This window comes from Mycobacterium sp. NPDC003449 (assembly GCF_053588415.1).
Genome location: NZ_JBSFPX010000141.1, coordinates 1 through 20,261, shown reverse-complemented (window position 1 = coordinate 20,261; position 20,261 = coordinate 1). Strand labels below are relative to the sequence as shown.

Annotated in this window: 21 protein-coding genes; 13 read left to right on the top strand and 8 right to left on the bottom strand. The window is 66.6% G+C overall.

The window, feature by feature from the left end; all coding sequences use genetic code 11:
• Window positions 1–176: 176 nt before the first annotated feature.
• From ACWDTP_RS27750 to ACWDTP_RS27725, 6 genes are all read left to right on the top strand, one after another.
• Window positions 177–1,073 (top strand): LysR substrate-binding domain-containing protein, encoded by an 897-nt coding sequence (locus tag ACWDTP_RS27750; RefSeq protein ID WP_450025799.1) that lies wholly within the window; start codon window positions 177–179, stop codon window positions 1,071–1,073.
• Window positions 1,074–1,189: 116 nt separating this feature from the next.
• Window positions 1,190–2,521, top strand: a complete 1,332-nt coding sequence (phnA, locus tag ACWDTP_RS27745) for a phosphonoacetate hydrolase (protein ID WP_450025797.1) — start codon at window positions 1,190–1,192, stop codon at window positions 2,519–2,521.
• Between the two features lie 22 nt (window positions 2,522–2,543).
• Window positions 2,544–3,851, top strand: a complete 1,308-nt coding sequence (locus ACWDTP_RS27740) for an MFS transporter (RefSeq protein WP_450025795.1) — start codon at window positions 2,544–2,546, stop codon at window positions 3,849–3,851.
• Between the two features lie 22 nt (window positions 3,852–3,873).
• Window positions 3,874–4,983, top strand: a complete 1,110-nt coding sequence (locus ACWDTP_RS27735; RefSeq protein WP_450025793.1) for a zinc-binding dehydrogenase — start codon at window positions 3,874–3,876, stop codon at window positions 4,981–4,983.
• 10 nt (window positions 4,984–4,993) lie between these two features.
• Entirely contained in the window at window positions 4,994–6,439 is a 1,446-nt protein-coding gene (locus ACWDTP_RS27730) for an aldehyde dehydrogenase family protein (protein ID WP_450025791.1), read from the top strand.
• Window positions 6,440–6,470: 31 nt separating this feature from the next.
• On the top strand, window positions 6,471–7,169 hold the full coding sequence (locus ACWDTP_RS27725) for a phosphonatase-like hydrolase (protein WP_450025789.1): 699 nt from the start codon (window positions 6,471–6,473) through the stop codon (window positions 7,167–7,169).
• Between the two features lie 61 nt (window positions 7,170–7,230).
• On the opposite strand, the gene ACWDTP_RS27720 is transcribed toward ACWDTP_RS27725, so the two are convergent.
• From ACWDTP_RS27720 to echA20, 5 genes are read right to left on the bottom strand one after another with little or no spacing between them, the layout of a single operon-like run.
• Window positions 7,231–7,881, bottom strand: a complete 651-nt coding sequence (locus ACWDTP_RS27720) for a class I SAM-dependent methyltransferase (protein WP_450025787.1) — start codon at window positions 7,879–7,881, stop codon at window positions 7,231–7,233.
• Window positions 7,882–7,897: 16 nt separating this feature from the next.
• Complete coding sequence (ipdC, locus tag ACWDTP_RS27715; protein WP_450025785.1) at window positions 7,898–8,971, bottom strand: (3aS,4S,5R,7aS)-5-hydroxy-7a-methyl-1-oxo-octahydro-1H-indene-4-carboxyl-CoA dehydrogenase; 1,074 nt, start codon at window positions 8,969–8,971, stop codon at window positions 7,898–7,900.
• The gene (gene ipdB / locus ACWDTP_RS27710; protein WP_450025783.1) at window positions 8,968–9,720 is read right to left on the bottom strand and encodes a cholesterol ring-cleaving hydrolase subunit IpdB; all 753 of its coding nucleotides are present in this window, start codon (window positions 9,718–9,720) and stop codon (window positions 8,968–8,970) included. Before ipdB ends, ipdC begins: the two co-directional genes overlap by 4 nt.
• Window positions 9,717–10,595 (bottom strand): cholesterol ring-cleaving hydrolase subunit IpdA, encoded by an 879-nt coding sequence (gene ipdA / locus ACWDTP_RS27705; RefSeq protein ID WP_450025781.1) that lies wholly within the window; start codon window positions 10,593–10,595, stop codon window positions 9,717–9,719. Before ipdA ends, ipdB begins: the two co-directional genes overlap by 4 nt.
• Window positions 10,592–11,350: a (7aS)-7a-methyl-1,5-dioxo-2,3,5,6,7,7a-hexahydro-1H-indene-carboxyl-CoA hydrolase gene (echA20, locus tag ACWDTP_RS27700; RefSeq protein WP_450025779.1), complete on the bottom strand. Its 759-nt coding sequence runs from the start codon at window positions 11,348–11,350 to the stop codon at window positions 10,592–10,594. Before echA20 ends, ipdA begins: the two co-directional genes overlap by 4 nt.
• A gap of 59 nt (window positions 11,351–11,409) precedes the next feature.
• Between echA20 and ACWDTP_RS27695 the strand changes: the two genes are divergently transcribed.
• Both ACWDTP_RS27695 and ACWDTP_RS27690 read left to right on the top strand, forming a co-directional pair.
• Window positions 11,410–12,183 (top strand): SDR family oxidoreductase, encoded by a 774-nt coding sequence (locus ACWDTP_RS27695; RefSeq protein ID WP_450025777.1) that lies wholly within the window; start codon window positions 11,410–11,412, stop codon window positions 12,181–12,183.
• 14 nt (window positions 12,184–12,197) lie between these two features.
• On the top strand, window positions 12,198–13,103 hold the full coding sequence (locus ACWDTP_RS27690; RefSeq protein ID WP_450025775.1) for an SDR family oxidoreductase: 906 nt from the start codon (window positions 12,198–12,200) through the stop codon (window positions 13,101–13,103).
• Window positions 13,104–13,190: 87 nt separating this feature from the next.
• On the opposite strand, the gene ACWDTP_RS27685 is transcribed toward ACWDTP_RS27690, so the two are convergent.
• From ACWDTP_RS27685 to ACWDTP_RS27675, 3 genes are read right to left on the bottom strand one after another with little or no spacing between them, the layout of a single operon-like run.
• Window positions 13,191–13,670: a nitroreductase family deazaflavin-dependent oxidoreductase gene (locus tag ACWDTP_RS27685; RefSeq protein WP_450025773.1), complete on the bottom strand. Its 480-nt coding sequence runs from the start codon at window positions 13,668–13,670 to the stop codon at window positions 13,191–13,193.
• A 9-nt stretch (window positions 13,671–13,679) separates the two neighbouring features.
• On the bottom strand, window positions 13,680–14,078 hold the full coding sequence (locus ACWDTP_RS27680; RefSeq protein WP_450025771.1) for a hypothetical protein: 399 nt from the start codon (window positions 14,076–14,078) through the stop codon (window positions 13,680–13,682).
• Window positions 14,075–15,241: a steroid 3-ketoacyl-CoA thiolase gene (locus ACWDTP_RS27675; RefSeq protein WP_450025769.1), complete on the bottom strand. Its 1,167-nt coding sequence runs from the start codon at window positions 15,239–15,241 to the stop codon at window positions 14,075–14,077. The genes ACWDTP_RS27680 and ACWDTP_RS27675 overlap by 4 nt, the downstream gene beginning before the upstream one ends.
• 121 nt (window positions 15,242–15,362) lie before the next feature.
• Between ACWDTP_RS27675 and ACWDTP_RS27670 the strand changes: the two genes are divergently transcribed.
• The 5 genes from ACWDTP_RS27670 to ACWDTP_RS27650 form a co-directional block, all read left to right on the top strand.
• Window positions 15,363–16,616, top strand: a complete 1,254-nt coding sequence (locus tag ACWDTP_RS27670; protein WP_450025767.1) for a cytochrome P450 — start codon at window positions 15,363–15,365, stop codon at window positions 16,614–16,616.
• A 27-nt stretch (window positions 16,617–16,643) separates the two neighbouring features.
• A complete protein-coding gene (locus ACWDTP_RS27665) occupies window positions 16,644–17,642 on the top strand; it encodes an acyl-CoA dehydrogenase family protein (RefSeq protein WP_450025765.1) in 999 nt (332 codons plus the stop codon).
• Window positions 17,643–17,670: 28 nt separating this feature from the next.
• Window positions 17,671–18,834, top strand: a complete 1,164-nt coding sequence (gene fadE29, locus ACWDTP_RS27660) for an acyl-CoA dehydrogenase FadE29 (RefSeq protein WP_450025763.1) — start codon at window positions 17,671–17,673, stop codon at window positions 18,832–18,834.
• A gap of 90 nt (window positions 18,835–18,924) precedes the next feature.
• Entirely contained in the window at window positions 18,925–19,884 is a 960-nt protein-coding gene (locus tag ACWDTP_RS27655) for a bifunctional MaoC family dehydratase N-terminal/OB-fold nucleic acid binding domain-containing protein (RefSeq protein ID WP_450025761.1), read from the top strand.
• On the top strand, window positions 19,866–20,261 hold a 396-nt coding region (locus ACWDTP_RS27650; protein WP_450025759.1), incomplete at its 3' end, for a MaoC family dehydratase. The genes ACWDTP_RS27655 and ACWDTP_RS27650, both read left to right, overlap by 19 nt.

Here is a 20,261-nt window from a genome sequence, read left to right as displayed (position 1 = left end):
GCCCCAGTCGCAGGCTAACCCAACCCCAGGCCGGGCCACCCACCACTGACCGAGATCCACCCGCACCGACCCCCACGCAATTTCGCAACAACCCGTTTTCCCTGAAAACGGGATGTTTTGCGTCTGCTCGGCCGCTTCGGTGCCGCGCCGACAGTGGGCAGATAGTGTGGGCGACCATGGTGGTGAGCCTGACGCAGCTCGAGGTGCTGGTCGCTGTCGTCGAGTCCGGTGGCTTTTCCGGGGCGGCCAAGCAGCTCTTCATGAGTCAGCCCTCGGTGTCCAACCACATCCGCAACCTCGAGAGCTCGCTGGGCGTGCAGCTCGTTCAGCGCAGCACCCAGGGTGCCAGGACCACCCCGGCCGGCGATATCGCGGTCGATCATGCGCGCGAGGTATTCCAGCTGCTGACCAGCCTGGAGCGCCAGGTGGCAGGGTTGCAGGGACTTGAAGCGGGCCGGTTGGTGGTGGCGGGGACGACCACACTGGGCACCTACCTGCTGCCCCGGTTGGTGGCCGAATTCGCCGAACAGGCACCGAAAGTCGAGTGTCAGATCCGGGTGGGCAACGAGGACACCGTGGAGAACTGGGTGCTTCGCGGCGAGGTGGCGCTGGGTTTGTGCGCCGAAACCCCGCGCGAGGAGCAACTGCTCGCCCATCCGCTCTTCGAAGAGGAGATGGTGCTGGTGGCGGCCGCGGGCACCTCGCTGGCCCGCCAGTCCCTGCGGGCCGAAGACCTTGCCAGTCAACGCTTTCTCATGCGTGAGATGGGGTCGGCGACCCGGCGTCAGCAGGAGGCCGCGCTGCGGTTGTGGGGGCTGGACACCGCCGAGCAGTGGGATCTGTGGGGCCCGGACACCCTCAAGGAAGCGGTGCACGCCGGCCTCGGGCTCGCGCTGTTGTCCGATCACTCGACCGCCCGCGAGCGATCCTCGGGTGTACTCGTCGCGCTCTCGGTCGAACCACCGCCACCCAGCCGGACCGTCTACCTGCTCCGTCGGGCCGACCGGGTGCTGACACCCCCCGAGCAGGCGTTCGTGAGGCTCGTCGACGGTATTTCCGCCTGGCCTAGCTGATTCCTGCTCCCCACGGTTATGGCTCCCATAGCCAGATCGGGGGTTCTGTGTGGCGCCGATCACGTGCACTGTTACGGGCGATCTCATTCTCGCGAGAACGCAACAGGAGCGCCCCAGTGGATTCCCAGTCATTCAGCGTCAACGACCGGACGTACACCATGCCGTCCGCGCCGGTGGTGGTGATCTGCATCGACGGCAGTGAACCCGACTATCACCAGGAGGCCGTCAAGGCCGGCCGGATGCCGTGGCTGAGCCGGGTGCTCGACGGTGACGGCAGTTGCTGGCCGGCGCATTGTGCGCTGCCCGCGCTGACCAACCCCAACAACGTGTCCATCGCCACCGGGCATCCCCCGGACGTGCACGGCATCAGCGGCAACTACATCTTCGACACCACCACCGGCACAGAAGTGCTGATGAACGACACGCGCTTCCTGCGCGCGCCCACCGTCTTCGCCGCCGCCAACGAAGCCGGCCTCGACGTCGTGGTGGTCACCGCCAAGGACAAGCTGCGCAGGTTGCTGGGTGCGGGGCTGGTCGAGGCGGGCCCCGGCCTAGACGGCGGTACCGACTTCATCGCTCCCAGGCGCACGGGTATCTGCTTCTCGGCGGAAAAAGCCGATCAGGCCACCATGGCCGACCACGGCATCGACGATGTCCTCGACCTGACCGGCAGGCCCCTGCCCGAGGTCTACTCGGCGGACCTGTCCGAGTTCGTACTGGCCGCGGGGCTGGCGATCGCCAAGTCGCGCCCGGTCGACCTGATGTACCTGTCGCTGACCGATTACATCCAGCACAAGCACGCCCCGGGCACCCGGACGGCCAACGCGTTCTACGCGATGATCGACTCCTACGCCGCGCAATTGGACGCGCTGGGCGCGATCGTCGTGCTCACCGCCGATCACGGCATGAGCGCCAAGTCCGATCAGGCCGGCAGGCCCAAGGTCGTCTACGTCGAGGACGCGTGCGAGAGCGCGGGCGTCGACGGTGCCAGGGTCATCCTGCCGATCACCGACCCGTACACCGTGCACCACGGGGCGCTTGGATCGTTTGCCAGCGTGCATCTTCCGGCAGGGGCCGACCGAGAGTCGTTGATGGCGAAGTTACGGACTATCGACGGTGTTCAGGCGGTTCACGACCGCGAGGAAGCTGCCCGCCGCTACCGCCTGCCGGCCGACCGGATCGGGGACGTCGTGTTGCTCGCCGATGCGGATACCGCATTGGGGCGCTACGCCGAATGGCACGACCTCAGTGGTCTCGATGCTCCGCTTCGCTCCCACGGTGCACTCGGCGAACTGCAGATTCCGTTCGTCATCAACCGTCGTCTGCCACGCCCCGAAGCGCTCGACGTGCCCTACGGCCAGCCGGCGTACATCCACAACTACGACGCATTCTGGGTGGCTACCACCCTCGTTTCCCAGCACCAGACCCAAGCCGCGTCTGCGGTGTAGCCGACCAGATTGGTGGAAGTAGATGTCCAACACGTTTGAAAAGCACACGGGGGCCTTGGATCCGGCGGCAGTGTCAGAGGCGCGGTTCTCGCGGTTGAAGTGGCGCATGCTGCTTGCGGCGATGTTCTGCTACCTGTTCTTCTACACCGGACGCCAGACGTTCGGGTTCGCCATTCCCGGTATCGAAGAGGATCTCGGACTGAGCAAAACCACCCTGGGCGCCATCAGCGGCACCATGCTGTGGTGCTACGCGGCGGGCCAGATGATCAACGGCAATCTGGCCGACAAGTTCGGTGGCCGCCGCCTGATGGCGCTGGGCGCCGTGCTCTCGACGATCCTGAACTGGTGCACCAGCTTCTCGGTGGGCACGAAGTCGCTGGCCGTGTTCTGGGGAGCGAACGGTTTCACCCAGGCCATGGGTTGGCCGTCCGGCGGGCGGGTCATCTCCAACTGGTGGGGACCCCACGAACGCGGTAAGAGCTTCGGCTTCTACACCTTCGCGGCCGGGATGGCATCGGTGCTGGCGTTCATCAGCTCCACCATCGTGGTGGACACGCTCCAGCTGGACTGGCAGTGGATCTTCCGAATCCCCGTGCTGCTCATGCTTATCGGTGGCATTTCCTTCTATCTGATCGCTCGGGAGAATCCGAAGCAGGCGGGGATCACGCCGCCGGCGTCCTACACCCGCGACGAAGAGCATGTGGAACAGTCTGTGGCAGAAGCGGACTCGGGACGCTCCCTGGAGCGGTACAAGGCCGTGCTGAGCAACCCGAAGATCTGGTCCACCGGCATTGCGATCGGCTTCCAGAACGCCGCCCGCTACGGCCTGCTGATCTGGGTGCCGGTGTATTTCCTGGGCCGGGACTGGGAGAAGGGCGGCGGCTCGATCAGCCCGGTGTGGATCTCGGTGGCACTGCCGATCGGTATGGCGGTCGGTGCGCTCGTCAACGGGCAACTGTCCGACCGGATCTTCGGGTCCCGACGTGACCGTCCGATCATCCTGTTCATGCTGCTAGGCGCGGTCTTCGCGATCACGATGTACCTGGCTCATCTGGGCACGGCCGCAGGTATCGTCGTGCTGTTCCTGACCGGCTTCTTCGTCTACGGCCCGCAATCCTCCTTCTGGGCGCTCTGCCCGGACATCGCCGGAAAGCAGATGGCGGGAACGGCGACCGGTGTGGTGAACTTCTTCTCGTACCTGTTTGCCGGGGCCGCCGAGCCGATGGTCGGACACATCATGGACGACACCGGCAACACCTCGCTGATCTTCCCGATCGTCGCGTGCTCGTGTGTGGCCAGCGCCCTGGTCGCACTCACCATCCGCCGCTGATCCCGAACCATCTGGAGTAACAATGCAAACCACCGTGAACAGTGCCTGCGGCGATCGCGTCACCGCCCCGGAGAACCAAGCCACCGCGGCGGTGTGGTCCGGCGTCGACGAGGGGTTCTCGCTGCGGCCGCAACCCATGCCGAACCTGCTGGCCGGTGAGGTGCTCACCACCGTCGAGTTGGCCACCATCTGCGGTAGCGATCTGCACACCATCAACGGCGATCGGCCCACGCCCCTTCCGACCGTCCTCGGGCACGAAGCCGTTGGCACCGTCGCCGCCACCGGTGGACCCGTGCGGGGCCACGACGGCGAACTGCTCACGCCGGGTGACCGGATCACCTGGACGATCGGAACCTCCTGCGGCGCCTGCCGGCGCTGTCGGCGCGGGATTCCGCAGAAGTGCTTGTCTGTGCGCAAATACGGCCACGAGGCGATCGATGACCACTGGCGACTCAACGGCGGCCTGGCCACCCACTGCCATCTGATGGCGGGAACCGGACTCGTCCGGGTGCCCGACGACCTGCCCGCGGCCGTGGCCGCACCGGCGAACTGCGCCACCGCAACGGTGGTCTGCGCGGCTCGACGCGTCGGCCTGGCCGCCGAAGATGTCGTGATCGTCCTGGGTTGCGGCATGCTCGGCCTGACCGCGGTCGCATACGCCCGTGATCGCGGAGTCGAGCATGTGATCGCCTGCGACATCGACGAGCAGCGCCGCGACGCGGCCGGCCGGTTCGGAGCCACGCTGGCCGTCCCGCCCGACGAGTTGACCAGTGCCGCAAACGAATATGGTGCCGATGTCGTCTTCGAACTGTCCGGAAGCAGCCGGGCGGTAGACAGCGCGCTCGACGTCGTCGATCTGGGCGGCAGGATCGCGCTGGTGGGCTCGGTGTCGCCGGCCCCGGAGGTCAGCTTCGAGCCGAGTGGATACGTCAAGAACCTGACCACTCTGGTCGGTAGCCACAACTACCGGCTGGACGACCTGGCCGAGGCCGTCGGTTTCCTGGCCCGTACCGAAGTGCGGCAGCTGTTCTCCGATCTGGTCTCCGAGCCATACCCGCTGCGCGATATCGATGGTGCGGTCGCCGCTGCCCGCAATGGCGCCGCCCCTCGCGTCGCCGTCGGGATGCGGTGAGGAGCCGCTGATGACCCCGGAGCAGCTACTCAACTACATCGACGGGTCCTGGCAACCCAGCCGTAGCGGACAGGTACGGGCCAACCTCAATCCGGCGAACACCGACGACACCATCGGCAACTTCACCGAGTCGATCGCCGCGGACGTCACGGCCGCGGTCGACGCGGCGAAGGCCTCGCAGCCGGCCTGGGACACCCTCGGTCCGGTTGCGAGAGGGGTGGTACTCGCCAAGGCGCGCCGGATCATCGAGGACCGCGCCGACGAATTCGCGGCGGTGATCACCCGCGAACAGGGGAAGCGGTTGTCGGAATCTCACGGCGAGGTGAAACGGGCACTGGCGATTCTGGACTTCACCATCGGTGAGGCACGGCGGATGAACGGCGTCACCACGCCGGCCGAGGAACCGCGCACCATCGCCATGACCTTCCATCGCCCACTCGGAGTCGTAGGTCTCATCACGCCGTGGAACTTCCCGCTGGCCGTCCCGATGTGGAAGGTCGCACCCGCCTTGCTGGCCGGCTGCGGCGCGGTGCTCAAACCGTCTCCGCTGACCCCGCTGACCTCGGCCCTGCTGGTGCAGGCTTTCGCCGACGCCGGTGTGCCTGCCGGGGTGCTGAACCTCGTCCAGGGCGACCGTGCGGCGGGCGAGGCGTTGGTCGACGATCCCCGTGTCGCAGGCATCTCGTTCACCGGTTCGCTGCCGGTCGGCTTGGCGATCAACCGGGCGGGATCGGGCCGTTTGATGCGTACCCAGTTGGAACTCGGTGGCAAGAACGCCTTGATCGTCCTCGCCGACGCGGACCTGGATGAGGCCGTCGACGCGATCGTGCACGGCACCTTCTCCCAGAGCGGGCAGCGGTGCAGCGCCACCAGCCGAGTGATCGTCGACCGCAAGGTGGAGCAGGCGCTGCTGTCGCGGCTGTTGCCTCGAGTTCAGAAGATGCGGATCGGCCGCGGTGACCAGCAGTGGGCCGACATCGGTCCGGTGATCAACGAGGACCGGCAGCAGGCCTGCCTGGAGGCCGTCGCGTGCGCGGTCCAGGGTGGTGCCGAAATCGCCTGTGGTGGCAAGGCCGCCGTACTGGACACGCCAGGATACTTTGTCGAGCCGACGATACTGACCAATGTCGCGTGGGACAGCGAGATCGCCCAGGAGGAGGTATTCGGGCCGGTGCTGTCGGTCATCACCTGCGACGGATACGACGAGGCGATGCGGATCGCCAACTCCGTTCGCTACGGGATGTCGGGGACGATCTTCACCCAGAATCCCACCCTGATCTTCCAGGCACTCAATGATTTCGAGGCCGGCATGCTGCACGTCAACCGCCCCGGTGTCGGCGCCTACGCACACCTGCCGCACATGGGCACGAAAGCATCCCAGCTCGGTGCGCCGGAGTGCTCGCCGGACGTCTGGAACTTCTACACCGACCTGCGGTCGGCCTGCATCACGTACTGAGAACATCCACCACAGTGAAAGGCGTAATCCAATGAGTACCAACACCAATGAGCAGATCAGCCTGGTCGTGTTCGACATGGCGGGAACCACCGTGGAGGACAGCGGGCTGGTACAGCAGTCATTCCTGGCCGCCGACAGTCACGCGGGCCTCTCGAAGACCGACGCCGACCGGGAGGAGATGCTGCGCTATGTCTCCGACACCATGGGCCAGTCGAAGATCGTCGTCTTCCGCCATCTCGCCAAGGGCAACGAACAGCAGGCGCAGGATGCGAACAAGGAGTTCGAACGGTGCTACGCGCAGTTGGTCGCCGACGGCAACTGCAGCCCGATCCCCGGTGCCGGGGAGCTCATCGGCGATCTGCGCTCACGTGACATCAAGACGGCGTTGACCACCGGGTTCGGTGCGGAGACGCAGTCGGCGATCATCGACGCCCTCGGCTGGCAGGATCTCGCGGACGTGGTGCTGTGCCCCGGACCGGGAGTGCGGGGCCGGCCGTATCCGGATATGCCGCTGACCGCGCTGATGCGCACCGAAACCGATTCGGTGCGTTCGATGGTCGTCGTCGGGGACACCTCGTCCGACGTCGTCAGCGGTGTGCGGTCCGGTGCCCGTGCCGTGGTCGGCGTACTGACCGGCGCACACGGCGCGGACCAACTGTCCGCGGCGGGTGCGACCCACATTCTGGACAGCGTCGCCGATCTGTCCAGCTTGGTGAGCACGCTGTCCTAACCCTCGCGAGCAGACGCAAACCTGCCTAGGTCTGGGCAAGATTGGGCAGGTTTGCGTCTGCTCACGCAATGGGCGCAAGCGGTTTCGTCCAGGCGATGGTGTGGCGAAACGCCAGCCGACGCCGCATCCGCGCGCCCGGCATGATCCGCTCGACCAGGACCCGCAGCTCGTCGAATCCGAGCTCGGGGTCGCGGACCGGAAAGGGCGGCGGCTGAGGTCCCCCGGACACCGGGCGTGGATGTTTGATCATCCCGATCACCGGGTTGGTCAGCGCCGACGCGAGATCCCATGCGCTGTCGCGGACCGTTCGGCGGGCCGCCAGCCCGACGGCCAGGAACCGTCCGCCAGGGGCCAGCAGCCGGGTGACCTCGGCCAGTGCGGTTTCGACGTCGAGGTGATGGAGCACCGCGACCATCGTGACCAGATCGACTGGACCGTTCAGATCGCCAAGGTGCGCGTCGTCGATGGTGACGTTGGTGAGACCGGTGCAAAGCCGCGTGGCCGCGGTCCGCATGGCCGCATCCTGGTCCGTGCCGTGCACGTGGGCGAAGTGCCTGGCCAGCCGCGAGACCAGACCGCCTCGGCCGCAGCCGACATCGACCGCGCGACGGCGCTGCACCGGCAGATTGCGCAGGATCCAGCCGTGGAAGTGGTCGTTATGGCTCCAGGGGTGCCTGCTGTTGACGTCGTGCAGCAGTTGGCGGGCGTCCATGCCCCCACTGTGCCAGTCAGTCGACCACGAAGGAGGTGGCGGTCCGCAGGTGTTCGACGGCCTCCGCCACGATTGCCGGGACCAGCTCGGAGCACGACGGCAGATCCTCGATGATGCCGGCCACCTGGCCCGAGGCCAGCACACCGGCCTCGGTGTTGCCTTCCACCAGCCCGGCTTTCAGCAGCATCGGGGTGTTGGCCGCCATCACCACCTGCGACCAGGTGAGATCCTTGCCGTGCCGCATGGCCATGCCGTCCTTGACTATCGATTTCCAGGTCATGCCCGAGAGCTTCTTGAACTTCTGCGCATTGCCGACCGCGGCCGCGAAACCCCGTACCGGGGAGCCGCTTTCGAGTTTTTCGACCAGGCCGGTGCGCAGCACGCGGTGCGGCATACCGTCGACCCGGGTGGACACCACGGTGCCGTCCAACGCGGCCTGCAGATAGCGCTGCTTCACCGCGTCGGGCACGGTGGAATCCGAGGTGAGCAGGAAGCGGGTGCCCATCGCGACACCTGCCGCGCCGTAGGACAGGGCCGCGGCCAGGCCCCGCCCGTCGAAGAACCCACCCGCGGCGATCACCGGCATACCGGTGTCGGCGACCGCGTCGAGCACCGAGGGCAGCAGCAGGGTGGTGGCGATCGGGCCGGTGTGGCCACCGCCCTCCCCGCCCTGCACGATCACCGCATCGGCACCCCAGCCGGCCACCTTCTTGGCGTGCTTGGCCAGGCCGACCGACGGAATCACCACCACACCCGCATCTTTGAGCTTGGCGATCAGATCGGGTTTGGGAGCCAGGGCGAAGGAGGCGACTTTGACTCCTTCGCTGATCAGGAGGGCGACGCGTTCTCCCGCGTCGCCGGCGTCGGCACGGATGTTGATGCCGAACGGTTTATCGGTGGCGGCCTTGACCTTGGTGACCGCGGTCTGCAGCTCCGGCAGCGTCATGGTGGCCGAGGCCAGGATGCCCAGACCGCCCGCGTTGGAGGTCGCCGCGACCAGGCGCGCGCCCGCCACCCAGCCCATCCCGGTCTGCACCACGGGATGTTCGATGCCGACCAGTTCGGTCAGCGGCGTCCGGAGCTGACTCATGCCTTGACTTCTTTGTCCCGCAGCGATTTCGGGTCGATGGTCTCCCGCAACAGCGTCAGCTCGTCGGCCGAAGGCAGCCGCGTGGTCTCGGCCGAGTCCAGGCCGTGCACCTCGAAGGTCGTGTTGTCGGCCACTTGCTGCGCCTCGATACCCGGGTGCAGGGACACCGCGCGCATCTGGTGGTCGGGCCCGTTGAAGTCGAACACCCCGAGGTTGCTCACCACGCGGTAGACGTTGACGAACCGGAAGGCGGGATTGTCGGCATCGACCTTGTCCCAGCCGATCCCGGACACCACGTCGACGGATTCGCCGAACACCCGCTTGGAGTGGTTGCCCACCCAGTAGCTGGTCGCGTGGTTGATGGCGTTGCCGGGCGCACCGCGCACCCCGAACATCTGCCGGGTCGGGTGTTGCAGCGGTCCGAACGCCGACAGGTTCTGGTTGCCGTAGCGGTCGATCTGGTTGGCGCCCATCACCACATGGCGCCGGCCCCAGGCCAGGGTCTCGAAGACCCTGCCGAACGGCATCCAACCCTCGATGGTGGCGGGGGCACCGATCGCCGGGGTGTCGGCGATCAGCCGGGCCTCACCGTCGGTGAGCAGGATGTCGGGGGAGAAGGTCAGCCGGGCCAGCCGGGCGCCGACCGACACGATGGTCGTCATCGGGCTGACCATGATCTCTCCCGCGTCGCGGAACAGTTCGGCGCAGGCGACGGCGCACACCTCGGCCCGGGTTGCCTCGACGGTCATGCCTGAGCCTCCTTGAATTTACGAACTGCCGCTTGATAATCGGCTTCACTGCCGGACAGATACGTCTTGACGAACTCGGCCCAGCTGTCTTCCGAGGCCGCGGCTTCGGCATAAAAACGCTGGAACTTCTCGTCGCGGCGATAGTCTGGTTCGTTGGTGGTGAAGTGTGAGCCGCCCGGCGCCTCGACCACGGTGTCGACCATCATCCGGTTGATCAGCAGCGCCTGCGGCGGGACGGCTTTCACCAGCTCTTCAGTCGGTACGACACGTTCGACGGAAAGGAACCGCTTCTCGGCGGACATCAGGAACAGGTCGTCGAAGTACGGGTCGATCCCGGTGTAGGCGGCATTACCCTGGGCGTCACCGAGATTCAGATGGACGAAGGCCGCATCGAGATTCAACGCGGGCATCGCGATGAGCTCCTCGTAGCCATTCCCGGTCGGGTAGGGGGAGAGCACGGTCTTGAGTTCGTCGCCCCAGAAGTTGCGTACGTCGCTGCCCAGGCCGGCACGGATCGGCAGGAACGGCAACCGTTGGGCTGCGGCCTGCAGGCCGCAGCGCAGCATGCCCTCGTCCATCTCGCGGGCCTCGATCGCACCGGTGGTGCGGGCCTTGGCGAACCACGGATCGTAGAACGGCGGCGAGTCCAGCGAGACGAAGCCGTAGTAGACCCGCTTGACCTTGCCCGCCGAGCACAGCAGGCCGACGTCGGGTCCGCCGTAGGCGACGACGGTCAGGTCTTTGACGTCGGTGCGCAGCAGTGCGCGCACGAAGGCCATCGGCTTACGCCGCGAACCCCAGCCGCCGATGCCGATGGTCATGCCGCTCTCGATCGACGAGACGGCCTCGTCGAGAGATGTCCTTTTATCTGTCATTTGGAGGATCCCTTCTCGGTCCCGGCGAACGCGTCGCGGTGCTCGTCGGACACTCCGGACAGGTTCAGCTCGAAAGTGAAGCCCTGCTCCATGCGGTAACTGGAGTTGACCTTCTGGACGTCGATGAGGTTGAGCGCCTCTTTCGCGGCCCGGATCACCCGGGTGTCCTTGGCTGCGATGTCGCGGGCCACCCGCAGCGCGGCCTCGTCGAGGCCATCGCGTCCCACCACTTCGTGCACCGAGCCGAACTGGTGCAGGGTCTGCGCGTCGACGGTGGCCGCGGTGAAGAACAACCGGCGCATCATGTGCTGCGGCACCAGCCGGGACAGGTGGGTGGCCGCCCCGAGCGCTCCGCGCTCCACCTCGGGTAGACCGAATGTCGCGTCATCGGAGGCCACGATCACATCGGAATTGCCGACCAGGCCGATCCCGCCACCGACGCAGAATCCGTTGACCGCGGCGACGACCGGCACCTCACACTCGTAGACCGCCTTGAAGGCCGCGAAGCAGCCGCGGTTGGCGTCGATGAGGGCGGTGAAGCCGGTGGTGTTCTGCATTTCCTTGATGTCCACGCCGGCGTTGAAGCCGCGGCCCTCTGCCCGCAGGATCACGACATGGGTCTGCGGGTCGCGGCCCGCCGCGGTGATGGCGTCGGCCAGCTCGAACCAGCCGGCCGACGGGATGGCGTTGACCGGCGGGTAGTTGACGGTGACCGAGACGATGCCCGGTTCGACTGTCTTGGTGGTGATCGTCATCAATCCACTTCATGAAGGGGTCGCTACCTAAGCAAGCACTTGCTTGGTACGCTAGCACAGTGACTGACGGGGCTGGAATCGATCTGCAACTGACCGACCGGGTGGTCCTGATCACCGGTGGGGTGCGCGGGGTCGGTGCCGGTATCAGCGCCGTCTTCGCCGGTCAGGGCGCCACCGTGGTGACGTGTGCGCGACGCCCGGTGGACGGGCTGCCCTACGACTTCCACGGCTGCGATGTCCGCGACGACGCTTCGGTGGCCGCCATGATCGAGGCCGTCGTCGCCAAACACGGCCGGCTGGATGTCGTGGTCAACAATGCGGGCGGCTCGCCGTACGTGCCTGCCGCCGAGGCCTCGGCGAGGTTCAGCACCAAGATCATCGAGCTCAACCTGCTCGGCCCGCTGTCGGTCGCCAACCACGCCAACACGGTGATGCAGACACAGGACAGCGGCGGGGTGATCGTCAACATCTCCAGCGTCAGCGGGCACCGGCCCACACCGGGCACCGCGGCCTACGGCGCCGCCAAGGCCGGCATCGACAACCTCACCACCACGCTGGCCGTGGAGTGGGCGCCCAAGGTGCGGGTCAACTCTGTCGTCGTCGGCATGGTGGAGACCGAGCAGTCCGAACTGTTCTACGGAGATGCCGATTCGATCGCGGCGATATCGAAGAACGTGCCGCTGGGCAGGCTCGCCAAACCCGCCGATATCGGCTGGGCCACAGCATTTCTGGCGTCCGACGCGGCGTCCTACATCAGTGGCGCCTTGCTCGAGGTGCATGGCGGCGGCGAGCCGCCGCACTACCTGTCGTCGACGACTGCCGACATCAAATAGAAGGAGACAACACAATGGGTTTGCTCGACGGCCGCGTGGTCATCGTGACGGGATCGGGCGGCGGCATCGGCCGCGCGCACGCGTTGGCATTCGCCGCCGAGGGGGCGCGCGTGGTGGTCAACGATATCGGCGTCGGACTCGACGGATCCCCGGCCGGTGGGGGCAGCGCCGCCCAGGGTGTCGTCGATGAAATCGTCGCTGCCGGAGGCGAAGCCGTCGCCAACGGGTCCAATGTCGCGGACTGGGGGCAGGCCGAGGCGTTGATCCAGACCGCCGTCGACAGTTTTGGCGGGCTCGACGTCCTGGTCAACAACGCCGGCATCGTGCGCGACCGGATGTTCGCCAACACCTCTGAGGAGGAGTTCGACGCCGTCACCGCGGTGCACCTCAAAGGCCACTTCGCCACCATGAAGCACGCCGCGGCCTACTGGCGGGCACAGTCCAAGGCGGGCAGTCCGGTGGACGCCCGCATCATCAACACCAGCTCCGGCGCCGGGCTGCAGGGCAGCGTGGGGCAGGCGAATTACAGTGCGTCCAAAGCGGGTATCGCGGCACTGACCTTGGTGGCCTCGGCCGAGATGGGGCGTTACGGTGTGCGGGTCAACGCGATCGCCCCGTCGGCGCGGACCCGGATGACCGAGACGGTGTTCGCGGACATGATGGCGACCCAGGATGCCGCGTTCGACTCGATGGCGCCCGAGAACATTTCGCCGCTGGTTGTGTGGCTGGGCAGCGTTGAGTCAAAGGACGTGACCGGCAAGGTGTTCGAGGTTGAGGGCGGCAAGATCCGGGTGGCCGAAGGGTGGGCCCACGGCCCGGAGATCGACAAGGGCGCCAAGTGGGATCCGGCCGAGCTGGGCCCCGTCGTCAACGATCTGCTGGCCAAGGCGCGACCCGCCGTCCCGGTCTACGGCGCCTGATTTTCCCTCGCGAGCAGACGCGAAACTGCCCGATTTCCGTGCGAAATAGGCAGGTTTGCGTCTGCTCGCCGGGAAAGGCTCGCGAGGTCAGGCCGGATCGCAGATGACGATCGGGATCTTGCGGTCGGTGTAGGACCGGTAATTCTCGAAGTCGGCGTACATCGCGTCGAGCTTGGGCCAGTACTCGTCACGTTCGGAGTCGGTGGCTTCGCGTGCCGTGAGGGTCAGGGTCTCGTGTTTGGTCTGAAATCTCACGGCCGGGTTGGCCACCAGGTTCAGGTACCACATCGGGTTGGTGGCCCGGCCGCCCTGTGAGGCGACCAGGACGATGCGCCTGCCCTCCTGCAGGTACAGCAGCGGGCTGTCCCGCTCTTCGCCCGACTTACGCCCGATGGTGGTCAGAATGCCCACCTTGGAGCCGCGCAGGAACTTGTCACCGAAACGCCCGTTGGTCTTCTTGAACAGCCAGGTCTGGGCGCGCGACATCCATTTGATGGCGGTACCAGTCGATTTCGCGTTGAGGCGCTCGACCTGTTTGGGGCTCAGCGGGCGGGGGGTGTCGGCCATGCGGGAACCCTAACGGCCGATGAACGGGCGGATGGCGGCCGTGATCCGATGGATCTGGCCATCGGATTCCGGGATGACGAACGTCTCGTCGATGCGGGCACCGATGCGCCGTCCGGCCAGTGAGGGTTTGGTCAGCAGTTCGAACCGGGCCCGGATCTCATCGCCGGAAACGGTGAACTCCGGCGTCGAGATCGACTTGATCACCCGGTATTGCGGGCCGCGGTTCAGGTCGCGGCGCATCTGCTTACCGGAAAATCCGGTCTTGAGGCCGATTTCGGTGCGGGTGCAGTTCGGCGCGAACGGCACCTTCGCGGCGTCATGGCTTGCCAACGCATCGATGTAGGCCTGCGCCGCCGCGATGCGCTCGGTCTCGGAGACCGGCCCGGGTGCTGACGTCGACTCGGTCACTGGATCCGCTCGATGATCGTGCCGGTCGACAGCGCACCGCCCGCGCACATCGTGATCAGCGCGGTGCTCTTCCCGGTGCGCTCCAGTTCGTGCAGGGCCGTGGTGATCAACCGGGCGCCGGTGGAGCCCACCGGGTGGCCGAGGGCGATCGCGCCGCCGTTGACGTTCACCTTGTCCATATCGGCATCGTGCACCTGCGCCCAGGACAGCACCACCGAGGCGAAGGCCTCATTGATCTCGACGAGGTCGATATCGCCGAGCTTCATCCCGGCCTTCTCCAGCACCTTCGCGGTGGACTGCACCGGCCCGTCGAGGTGGTAGAAGGTCTCGGCACCGACGTTGGCCTGCGCGACGATCCGGGCGCGCGGCCGCAATCCGAGCCCCTTGGCCACATCCTCGTCCATCCACAACACCGCGGCCGCGCCGTCGGAGATCTGTGACGACGTGCCCGCGGTGTGGATCCCGCCCTCCATGACCGGTTTCAGCGACGCCAACCCCTCGGCGGTGGTATCGCGCAGACCCTGGTCACGGGTCACCGGCGCCCATTCCGACGTCGGCTGCTTGTTCTCGTCGAGCACCGGCGCCGAGATCGGCGAGATCTCCCGGTCGAACCGGCCCTCGGCCCAGGCCTGCTTGGCCTTGGCCTGCGAGGCCAGGCCCAGCGCATCGATGTCGGCGCGGGTGATACCGCGCCGTTTGGCGATCCGCTCGGCGGCCTCGAACTGGTTGGGCATGTCGATGTCCCACGACGACGCCCGGATCAGGCCCCGGTCCGGTCCCGCATTGGCCCCGAGCCCGACGCGGCTCATCGCCTCGATACCGCAGGCGATGCCGATATCGATCGCTCCCGTGGCGATCAGGCCCGCGACCAGATGGTTGGCCTGCTGGGCGCTGCCGCACTGGCAGTCGATGGTGGTCGCACCGACATGCTCGGGCAGGCCCGCGGTCAGCCAGCCGACCCGGGTGATGTTGTTGGACTGCTCGCCGTACTGCGTGACGCAGCCGCCGATGAGCTGTTCGACGGCACCCGCGTCGATGCCGGCCTTCTCGACCACGGCCTTCTGCACCGCGCCGAGCAGTTCGGTGGCGTGCAGGCCGGAGAGCCAGCCGTTGCGCTTGCCGATGGGGCTGCGGGTGGCTTCGACGATCACAGGATTACCCATATCGTCAGGCTAGAACACGTTTCATTACTCTGACAAGCGGCGATGCCCCCGTGCCTTTTATCTGCGGTGAAGGCATGTTTTACTGGCACTAGAACACGTTGCATTCCTAGGAGCGGACCCTATGCCCTGCCCCATTTCGCCCGACTTCGATCCACTCGACGCGACGCTCAACCTGGAACGTCTCCCGGTCGAGGAACTCGCCGAACTGCGCCGGTCCGAGCCGGTTCACTGGGTCGACGTACCCGGTGGAACGGGCGGCTTCGGTGACAAAGGCTACTGGTTGGTCACCAAGCACGCCGACGTTAAGGAGGTGTCCAAACGCAACGACATCTTCGGCAGCTCGCCGGACGGGGCCATCCCGGTCTGGCCGCAGGAGATGACCCGCGAGGCGGTCGACGTGCAGAAGGCCGTGTTGCTCAACATGGACGCTCCCCAGCACACCCGGCTGCGCAAGATCATCTCGCGGGGTTTCACCCCGCGGGCGATCGGCCGCCTGGAGGCCGAGCTGGCCGAGCGGGCCCAGAAGATCGCCGAGAACGCCGCGGCCGCGAGTTCCGGCGACTTCGTCGAGCAGGTGTCGTGTGAGCTGCCGCTGCAGGCCATCGCCGGCCTGCTCGGCGTGCCCCAGGATGACCGCGACAAGCTGTTCCGCTGGTCCAACGAGATGACCGCCGGTGAGGACCCCGAGTACGCCGACGTCGACCCGGCGATGTCCTCGTTCGAGCTCATCACCTACGCCATGAACATGGCGCAGGAGCGGGCCAACAACCCGACCGACGACATCGTCACGCAGCTGATCGAGGCCGATATCGACGGTGAGAAGCTCTCCGACGACGAGTTCGGCTTCTTCGTGGTGATGCTCTCGGTGGCGGGCAACGAGACCACCCGCAACTCGATCACCCACGGCATGATCGCCTTCGCCCAGCACCCCGAGCAGTGGGAGCTGTACAAGAAGGACCGTCCGGGGACCGCGGCCGATGAGATCGTGCGCTGGGCGACGCCGGTGTCGGCCTTCCAGCGCACGGCGCTCGAAGACGTCGAACTGGGCGGCGTGCAGATCAAGAAGGGTCAGCGGGTGGTGATGTCCTACCGTTCGGCCAACTTCGACGACGAGGTGTTCGAGAATCCGCACAGCTTTGACATTCTGCGCAACCCCAACCCGCATGTCGGCTTCGGCGGCACCGGGGCGCACTACTGCATCGGAGCCAACCTGGCCCGGATGACCATCAACCTGATCTTCAACGCCGTTGCCGACCACATGCCCGATCTCAAACCGATCGGTGAGCCCGAGCGGCTGAAATCGGGCTGGCTCAACGGCATCAAGCATTGGCAGGTCGACTACACGGGCGCCGGTAAGTGCCCGGTCGCGCACTGAGCCGGCAGAGACTCAAGGAGGAGTCGGGTGGATTTCAGTCCGAATCCGGAGCAGCAGGCCGTCGCCGATGTGGTGACGTCGGTGCTGGATCGGGACAACAGCTGGGACGCACTGGTTTCCGGTGGGGTCGCGGCGCTGGCGGTACCGGACCGGCTGGGGGGTGACGGCCTCGGGTTGCTCGAGGTGGCCACCGCGCTCACCGAGATCGGCCGCCACGGCACCACCGGCGCCGCACTGGCCACCCTCGGGCTGGGACTGGTGCCGCTGCTGGACCTGGCCTCGCCGGAGCAACAGGACCGCTACCTGGCCGGGGTGGCCAAGGGTGCGGTCCTGTCGGCGGCACTCAACGAGCCCGGCTCGCCTTCGCCGGACCGGCCGGCCACCACGTTCTCGGGCGGGAAGCTCAACGGCACGAAAATCGGTGTCCCGTATGCCGGTACGGCGCAGTGGCTGGTGGTCACCGCCGACGGTGCGGTGGTGGTGATCTCGCCCAGCGCCCCCGGGGTCACCGTGATCAAGACCCCGACGGCCAACGGCACCGCCGAGCATGCCGTGACCTTCTCCGACGCCGAGCCAGACGCCGTGCTGGCCGGTGCGACGGCCACCCGGGTGAATCAGCTCGCGCTGGCCATGACGGGTGCGTTCGCGGCCGGGCTGGTGGCCGGGGCGCTGCGGCTCACCGCCGACTACGTCGCGACCCGCGAGCAGTTCGGCAGGCCACTGTCTACGTTCCAGACCGTGGCGGCCCAACTGTCCGAGGTGTACATCGCCTCCAGGACCATCGATCTGGCGTCGACCTCGGTGGTGTGGCGGCTGTCGGAGGGGCTCGACGCCGACGAGGATCTGGCCGTGCTCGGCTACTGGCTGACCTCGCAGGCCCCGCCCGCCATGCGCATCTGCCATCACCTGCACGGCGGTATGGGGATGGACATCACCTACCCGATGGACCGCTACTACTCGTCGATCAAGGATCTGGCCCGGCTGCTGGGCGGGCCGTCGTATCGGCTCGACCTGGTGGGTGCCTGATGGGGCGAGCGACGCGACGGGAGACACCATGTACATCGAGTTGACGCCCGAGCAGCGGGCACTGCAAGCCGAGCTGCGACAATACTTTTCGACCCTGATCACCCCGTATGAGGCCGAGGCGATGGCGTCCGATCGCCACAACGAGGCCTACCGCGCGGTGATCAAGCGGATGGGTTCGGACGGCAAGCTGGGCGTGGGCTGGCCCAAGGAGTACGGCGGGCTGGGCTTCGGCCCGATCGAGCAGCAGATCTTCGTCAACGAGGCCAACCGGGCCGACGTGCCGCTGCCGCTGGTCACCCTGCAGACCGTGGGACCGACCCTGCAGGTGTACGGCACCGAGGAGCAGAAGAAGCGGTTCCTGCCGGGGATCCTCTCCGGTGACATCCATTTCGCGATCGGCTACTCCGAACCCGACGCGGGCACCGACCTGGCCTCGCTGCGGACCACCGCGGTACGGCATGGTGACGAGTTCGTCGTCAACGGGCAGAAGATGTGGACCACCGGCGCGCACGACGCCGATTACATCTGGCTGGCCTGCCGCACCGATCCGACTGCCGCCAAGCACAAGGGCATCTCGATCCTGATCGTCGACACCAAGGATCCCGGGTACTCGTGGACCCCGATCATCCTGTCCGACGGCGCCCATCACACCAATGCCTCCTATTACAACGACGTCCGGGTCCCTGCGGATATGTTGGTCGGCGAGGAGAACGGTGGCTGGAAGCTCATCACCACCCAGCTCAACCACGAGCGGGTCGGGCTCGGGCCGGCCGGCCGGGTGGCGGGAATCTACGACGAGGTCCACACCTGGGCGTCCAAGCCCGGCTCGGACGGCGTGACACCCATCGATCACGATGACGCCCGACACCTGCTCGGCCAGATCAAGGCCATCTGGCGGATCAACGAGCTGCTCAACTGGCAGGTCGCGGCGTCCGGTGAGACGATCGCCGTCGCCGATGCGGCGGCGACGAAAGTCTTTTCCACCGAACGTATTCAGGAGGTCGGTCGGCTGGCCGAGGAGCTGGTGGGCCGCTACGGCAACCCGGCCGATCCGGAGACCGCCGAACTACTCGACTGGCTCGACAAGATGACCAAGCGCAACCTGGTCATCACCTTCGGCGGTGGGGTCAACGAGGTGATGCGGGAGATGATCGCCGCGTCAGGTCTGAAAGTCCCGAGGGTTCCCAGATGAGGAGTGCGTGGGAGGCGCCGAGTGTGAAGTTGTTGGCGAAGATTCGCGGAAATATGGGGAACAACTTCACTTTCGACGTGGAGGGCACACATGACTGACCTGCAGTCCGGTATCGACGAGATCATCGCGTCGGGCCGAGGTGAGCCGACGGTGGGCCGGGATCCGGTGAACGAGCCGATGATTCACCACTGGACCGATGCCATCGGGGACAGTAACCCGATCTACGTCGACGAAGAGGCGGCCAAAGCCGCGGGCCATCCGGGCGTCGTCGCGCCACCCGCGATGATCCAGGTGTGGACCATGATGGGCCTGGGGCGGACCCGCTCCGACGACGATCCGCTGGCGCGGGCCATGAAATTGTTCGACGATGCCGGGTATGTCGGCGTGGTCGCCACCAATTGTGACCAGAGGTATCATCGCTATCTTCGGCCGGGTGAGCAGGTCGTCATGACGGCCGAGATCACCGATGTGGTCGGGCCCAAGCAGACCGCGCTCGGTGAGGGCTACTTCATCAATCAGAAGATCCGTTGGCACGTCGGCGACGAGGAAGTCGCCGATATGGACTGGCGCATCATGAAATTCCTGCCTGCGGCCAAGCGGCCCGTCGCGGATGCCGTTGAGCTGCCCGAAGACCTCGATCCCGACAAGCTGATGCGTCCGGCGTCGTCGAAGGACACCAAGTTCTTCTGGGACGGGGTCAACGCACACGAGTTGCGGATCCAGCGTCGTCCCGACGGCACGTTGCAGCATCCGCCGGTGCCTGCGGTGTGGCAGGACAAAGACCTACCAACGGATTACGTCGTCTCCTCAGGCAACGGCAGCGTCTTCAGCTACGTCGTGCACCACGCGCCCAAGGTTCCCGGCCGCACCCTGCCGTTCGTCATCGCACTCGTCGAGCTCGAAGAGGGGGTACGGATGCTCGGTGAGCTGCGCGATGTCGACCCCGACCAGGTAAAGATCGGAATGCCCGTGCGCGCAACCTATATCGACTTTCCGGACAGCGAGGTCAGCCCGGCCTGGACGCTCTACGCATGGGAGCCGGCCCCGTGAGCGCACCCGCATTGGCGGTCGGCACCAAGCTGCCCGAGCTCGCCGTCTACGGTGACCCGACGTTCATCGTGTCCACGGCCATCGCCACCCGCGACTACCAGGACGTGCACCACGACCGGGACAAGGCACAGGCCAAGGGATCCAAGGACATCTTCGTCAACATCCTCACCGACACCGGGCTGGTGCAGCGTTACCTCACCGACTGGGCCGGTCCGTCGGCCCGGATCAAATCCATCGGGCTGCGCCTCGGGGTGCCGTGGTATGCCTACGACACCGTCACCTTCCGCGGTGAGGTCACGGCCGTCGACGACGGGGTGGCCACGGTGAAAGTGGTGGGCAGCAACAGCCTCGGGGGGGTGGTGGTGTGGCGGTGTGTA

Excerpts from the sequence above, each read along its gene's own strand:
- ACWDTP_RS27750 (WP_450025799.1), top strand. The coding sequence starts at position 177 with ATGGTGGTGAGCCTGACGCAGCTCGAGGTGCTGGTCGCTGTCGTCGAG.
- ACWDTP_RS27740 (WP_450025795.1), top strand. The coding sequence starts at position 2,544 with ATGTCCAACACGTTTGAAAAGCACACGGGGGCCTTGGATCCGGCGGCA.
- ACWDTP_RS27735 (WP_450025793.1), top strand. The coding sequence starts at position 3,874 with ATGCAAACCACCGTGAACAGTGCCTGCGGCGATCGCGTCACCGCCCCG.
- ACWDTP_RS27730 (WP_450025791.1), top strand. The coding sequence starts at position 4,994 with ATGACCCCGGAGCAGCTACTCAACTACATCGACGGGTCCTGGCAACCC.
- ACWDTP_RS27725 (WP_450025789.1), top strand. The coding sequence starts at position 6,471 with ATGAGTACCAACACCAATGAGCAGATCAGCCTGGTCGTGTTCGACATG.
- ACWDTP_RS27720 (WP_450025787.1), bottom strand. The coding sequence starts at position 7,881 with ATGGACGCCCGCCAACTGCTGCACGACGTCAACAGCAGGCACCCCTGG.
- ipdC (WP_450025785.1), bottom strand. The coding sequence starts at position 8,971 with ATGAGTCAGCTCCGGACGCCGCTGACCGAACTGGTCGGCATCGAACAT.
- ipdB (WP_450025783.1), bottom strand. The coding sequence starts at position 9,720 with ATGACCGTCGAGGCAACCCGGGCCGAGGTGTGCGCCGTCGCCTGCGCC.
- ipdA (WP_450025781.1), bottom strand. The coding sequence starts at position 10,595 with ATGACAGATAAAAGGACATCTCTCGACGAGGCCGTCTCGTCGATCGAG.
- echA20 (WP_450025779.1), bottom strand. The coding sequence starts at position 11,350 with ATGACGATCACCACCAAGACAGTCGAACCGGGCATCGTCTCGGTCACC.
- ACWDTP_RS27690 (WP_450025775.1), top strand. The coding sequence starts at position 12,198 with ATGGGTTTGCTCGACGGCCGCGTGGTCATCGTGACGGGATCGGGCGGC.
- ACWDTP_RS27685 (WP_450025773.1), bottom strand. The coding sequence starts at position 13,670 with ATGGCCGACACCCCCCGCCCGCTGAGCCCCAAACAGGTCGAGCGCCTC.
- ACWDTP_RS27675 (WP_450025769.1), bottom strand. The coding sequence starts at position 15,241 with ATGGGTAATCCTGTGATCGTCGAAGCCACCCGCAGCCCCATCGGCAAG.
- ACWDTP_RS27670 (WP_450025767.1), top strand. The coding sequence starts at position 15,363 with ATGCCCTGCCCCATTTCGCCCGACTTCGATCCACTCGACGCGACGCTC.
- fadE29 (WP_450025763.1), top strand. The coding sequence starts at position 17,671 with ATGTACATCGAGTTGACGCCCGAGCAGCGGGCACTGCAAGCCGAGCTG.
- ACWDTP_RS27655 (WP_450025761.1), top strand. The coding sequence starts at position 18,925 with ATGACTGACCTGCAGTCCGGTATCGACGAGATCATCGCGTCGGGCCGA.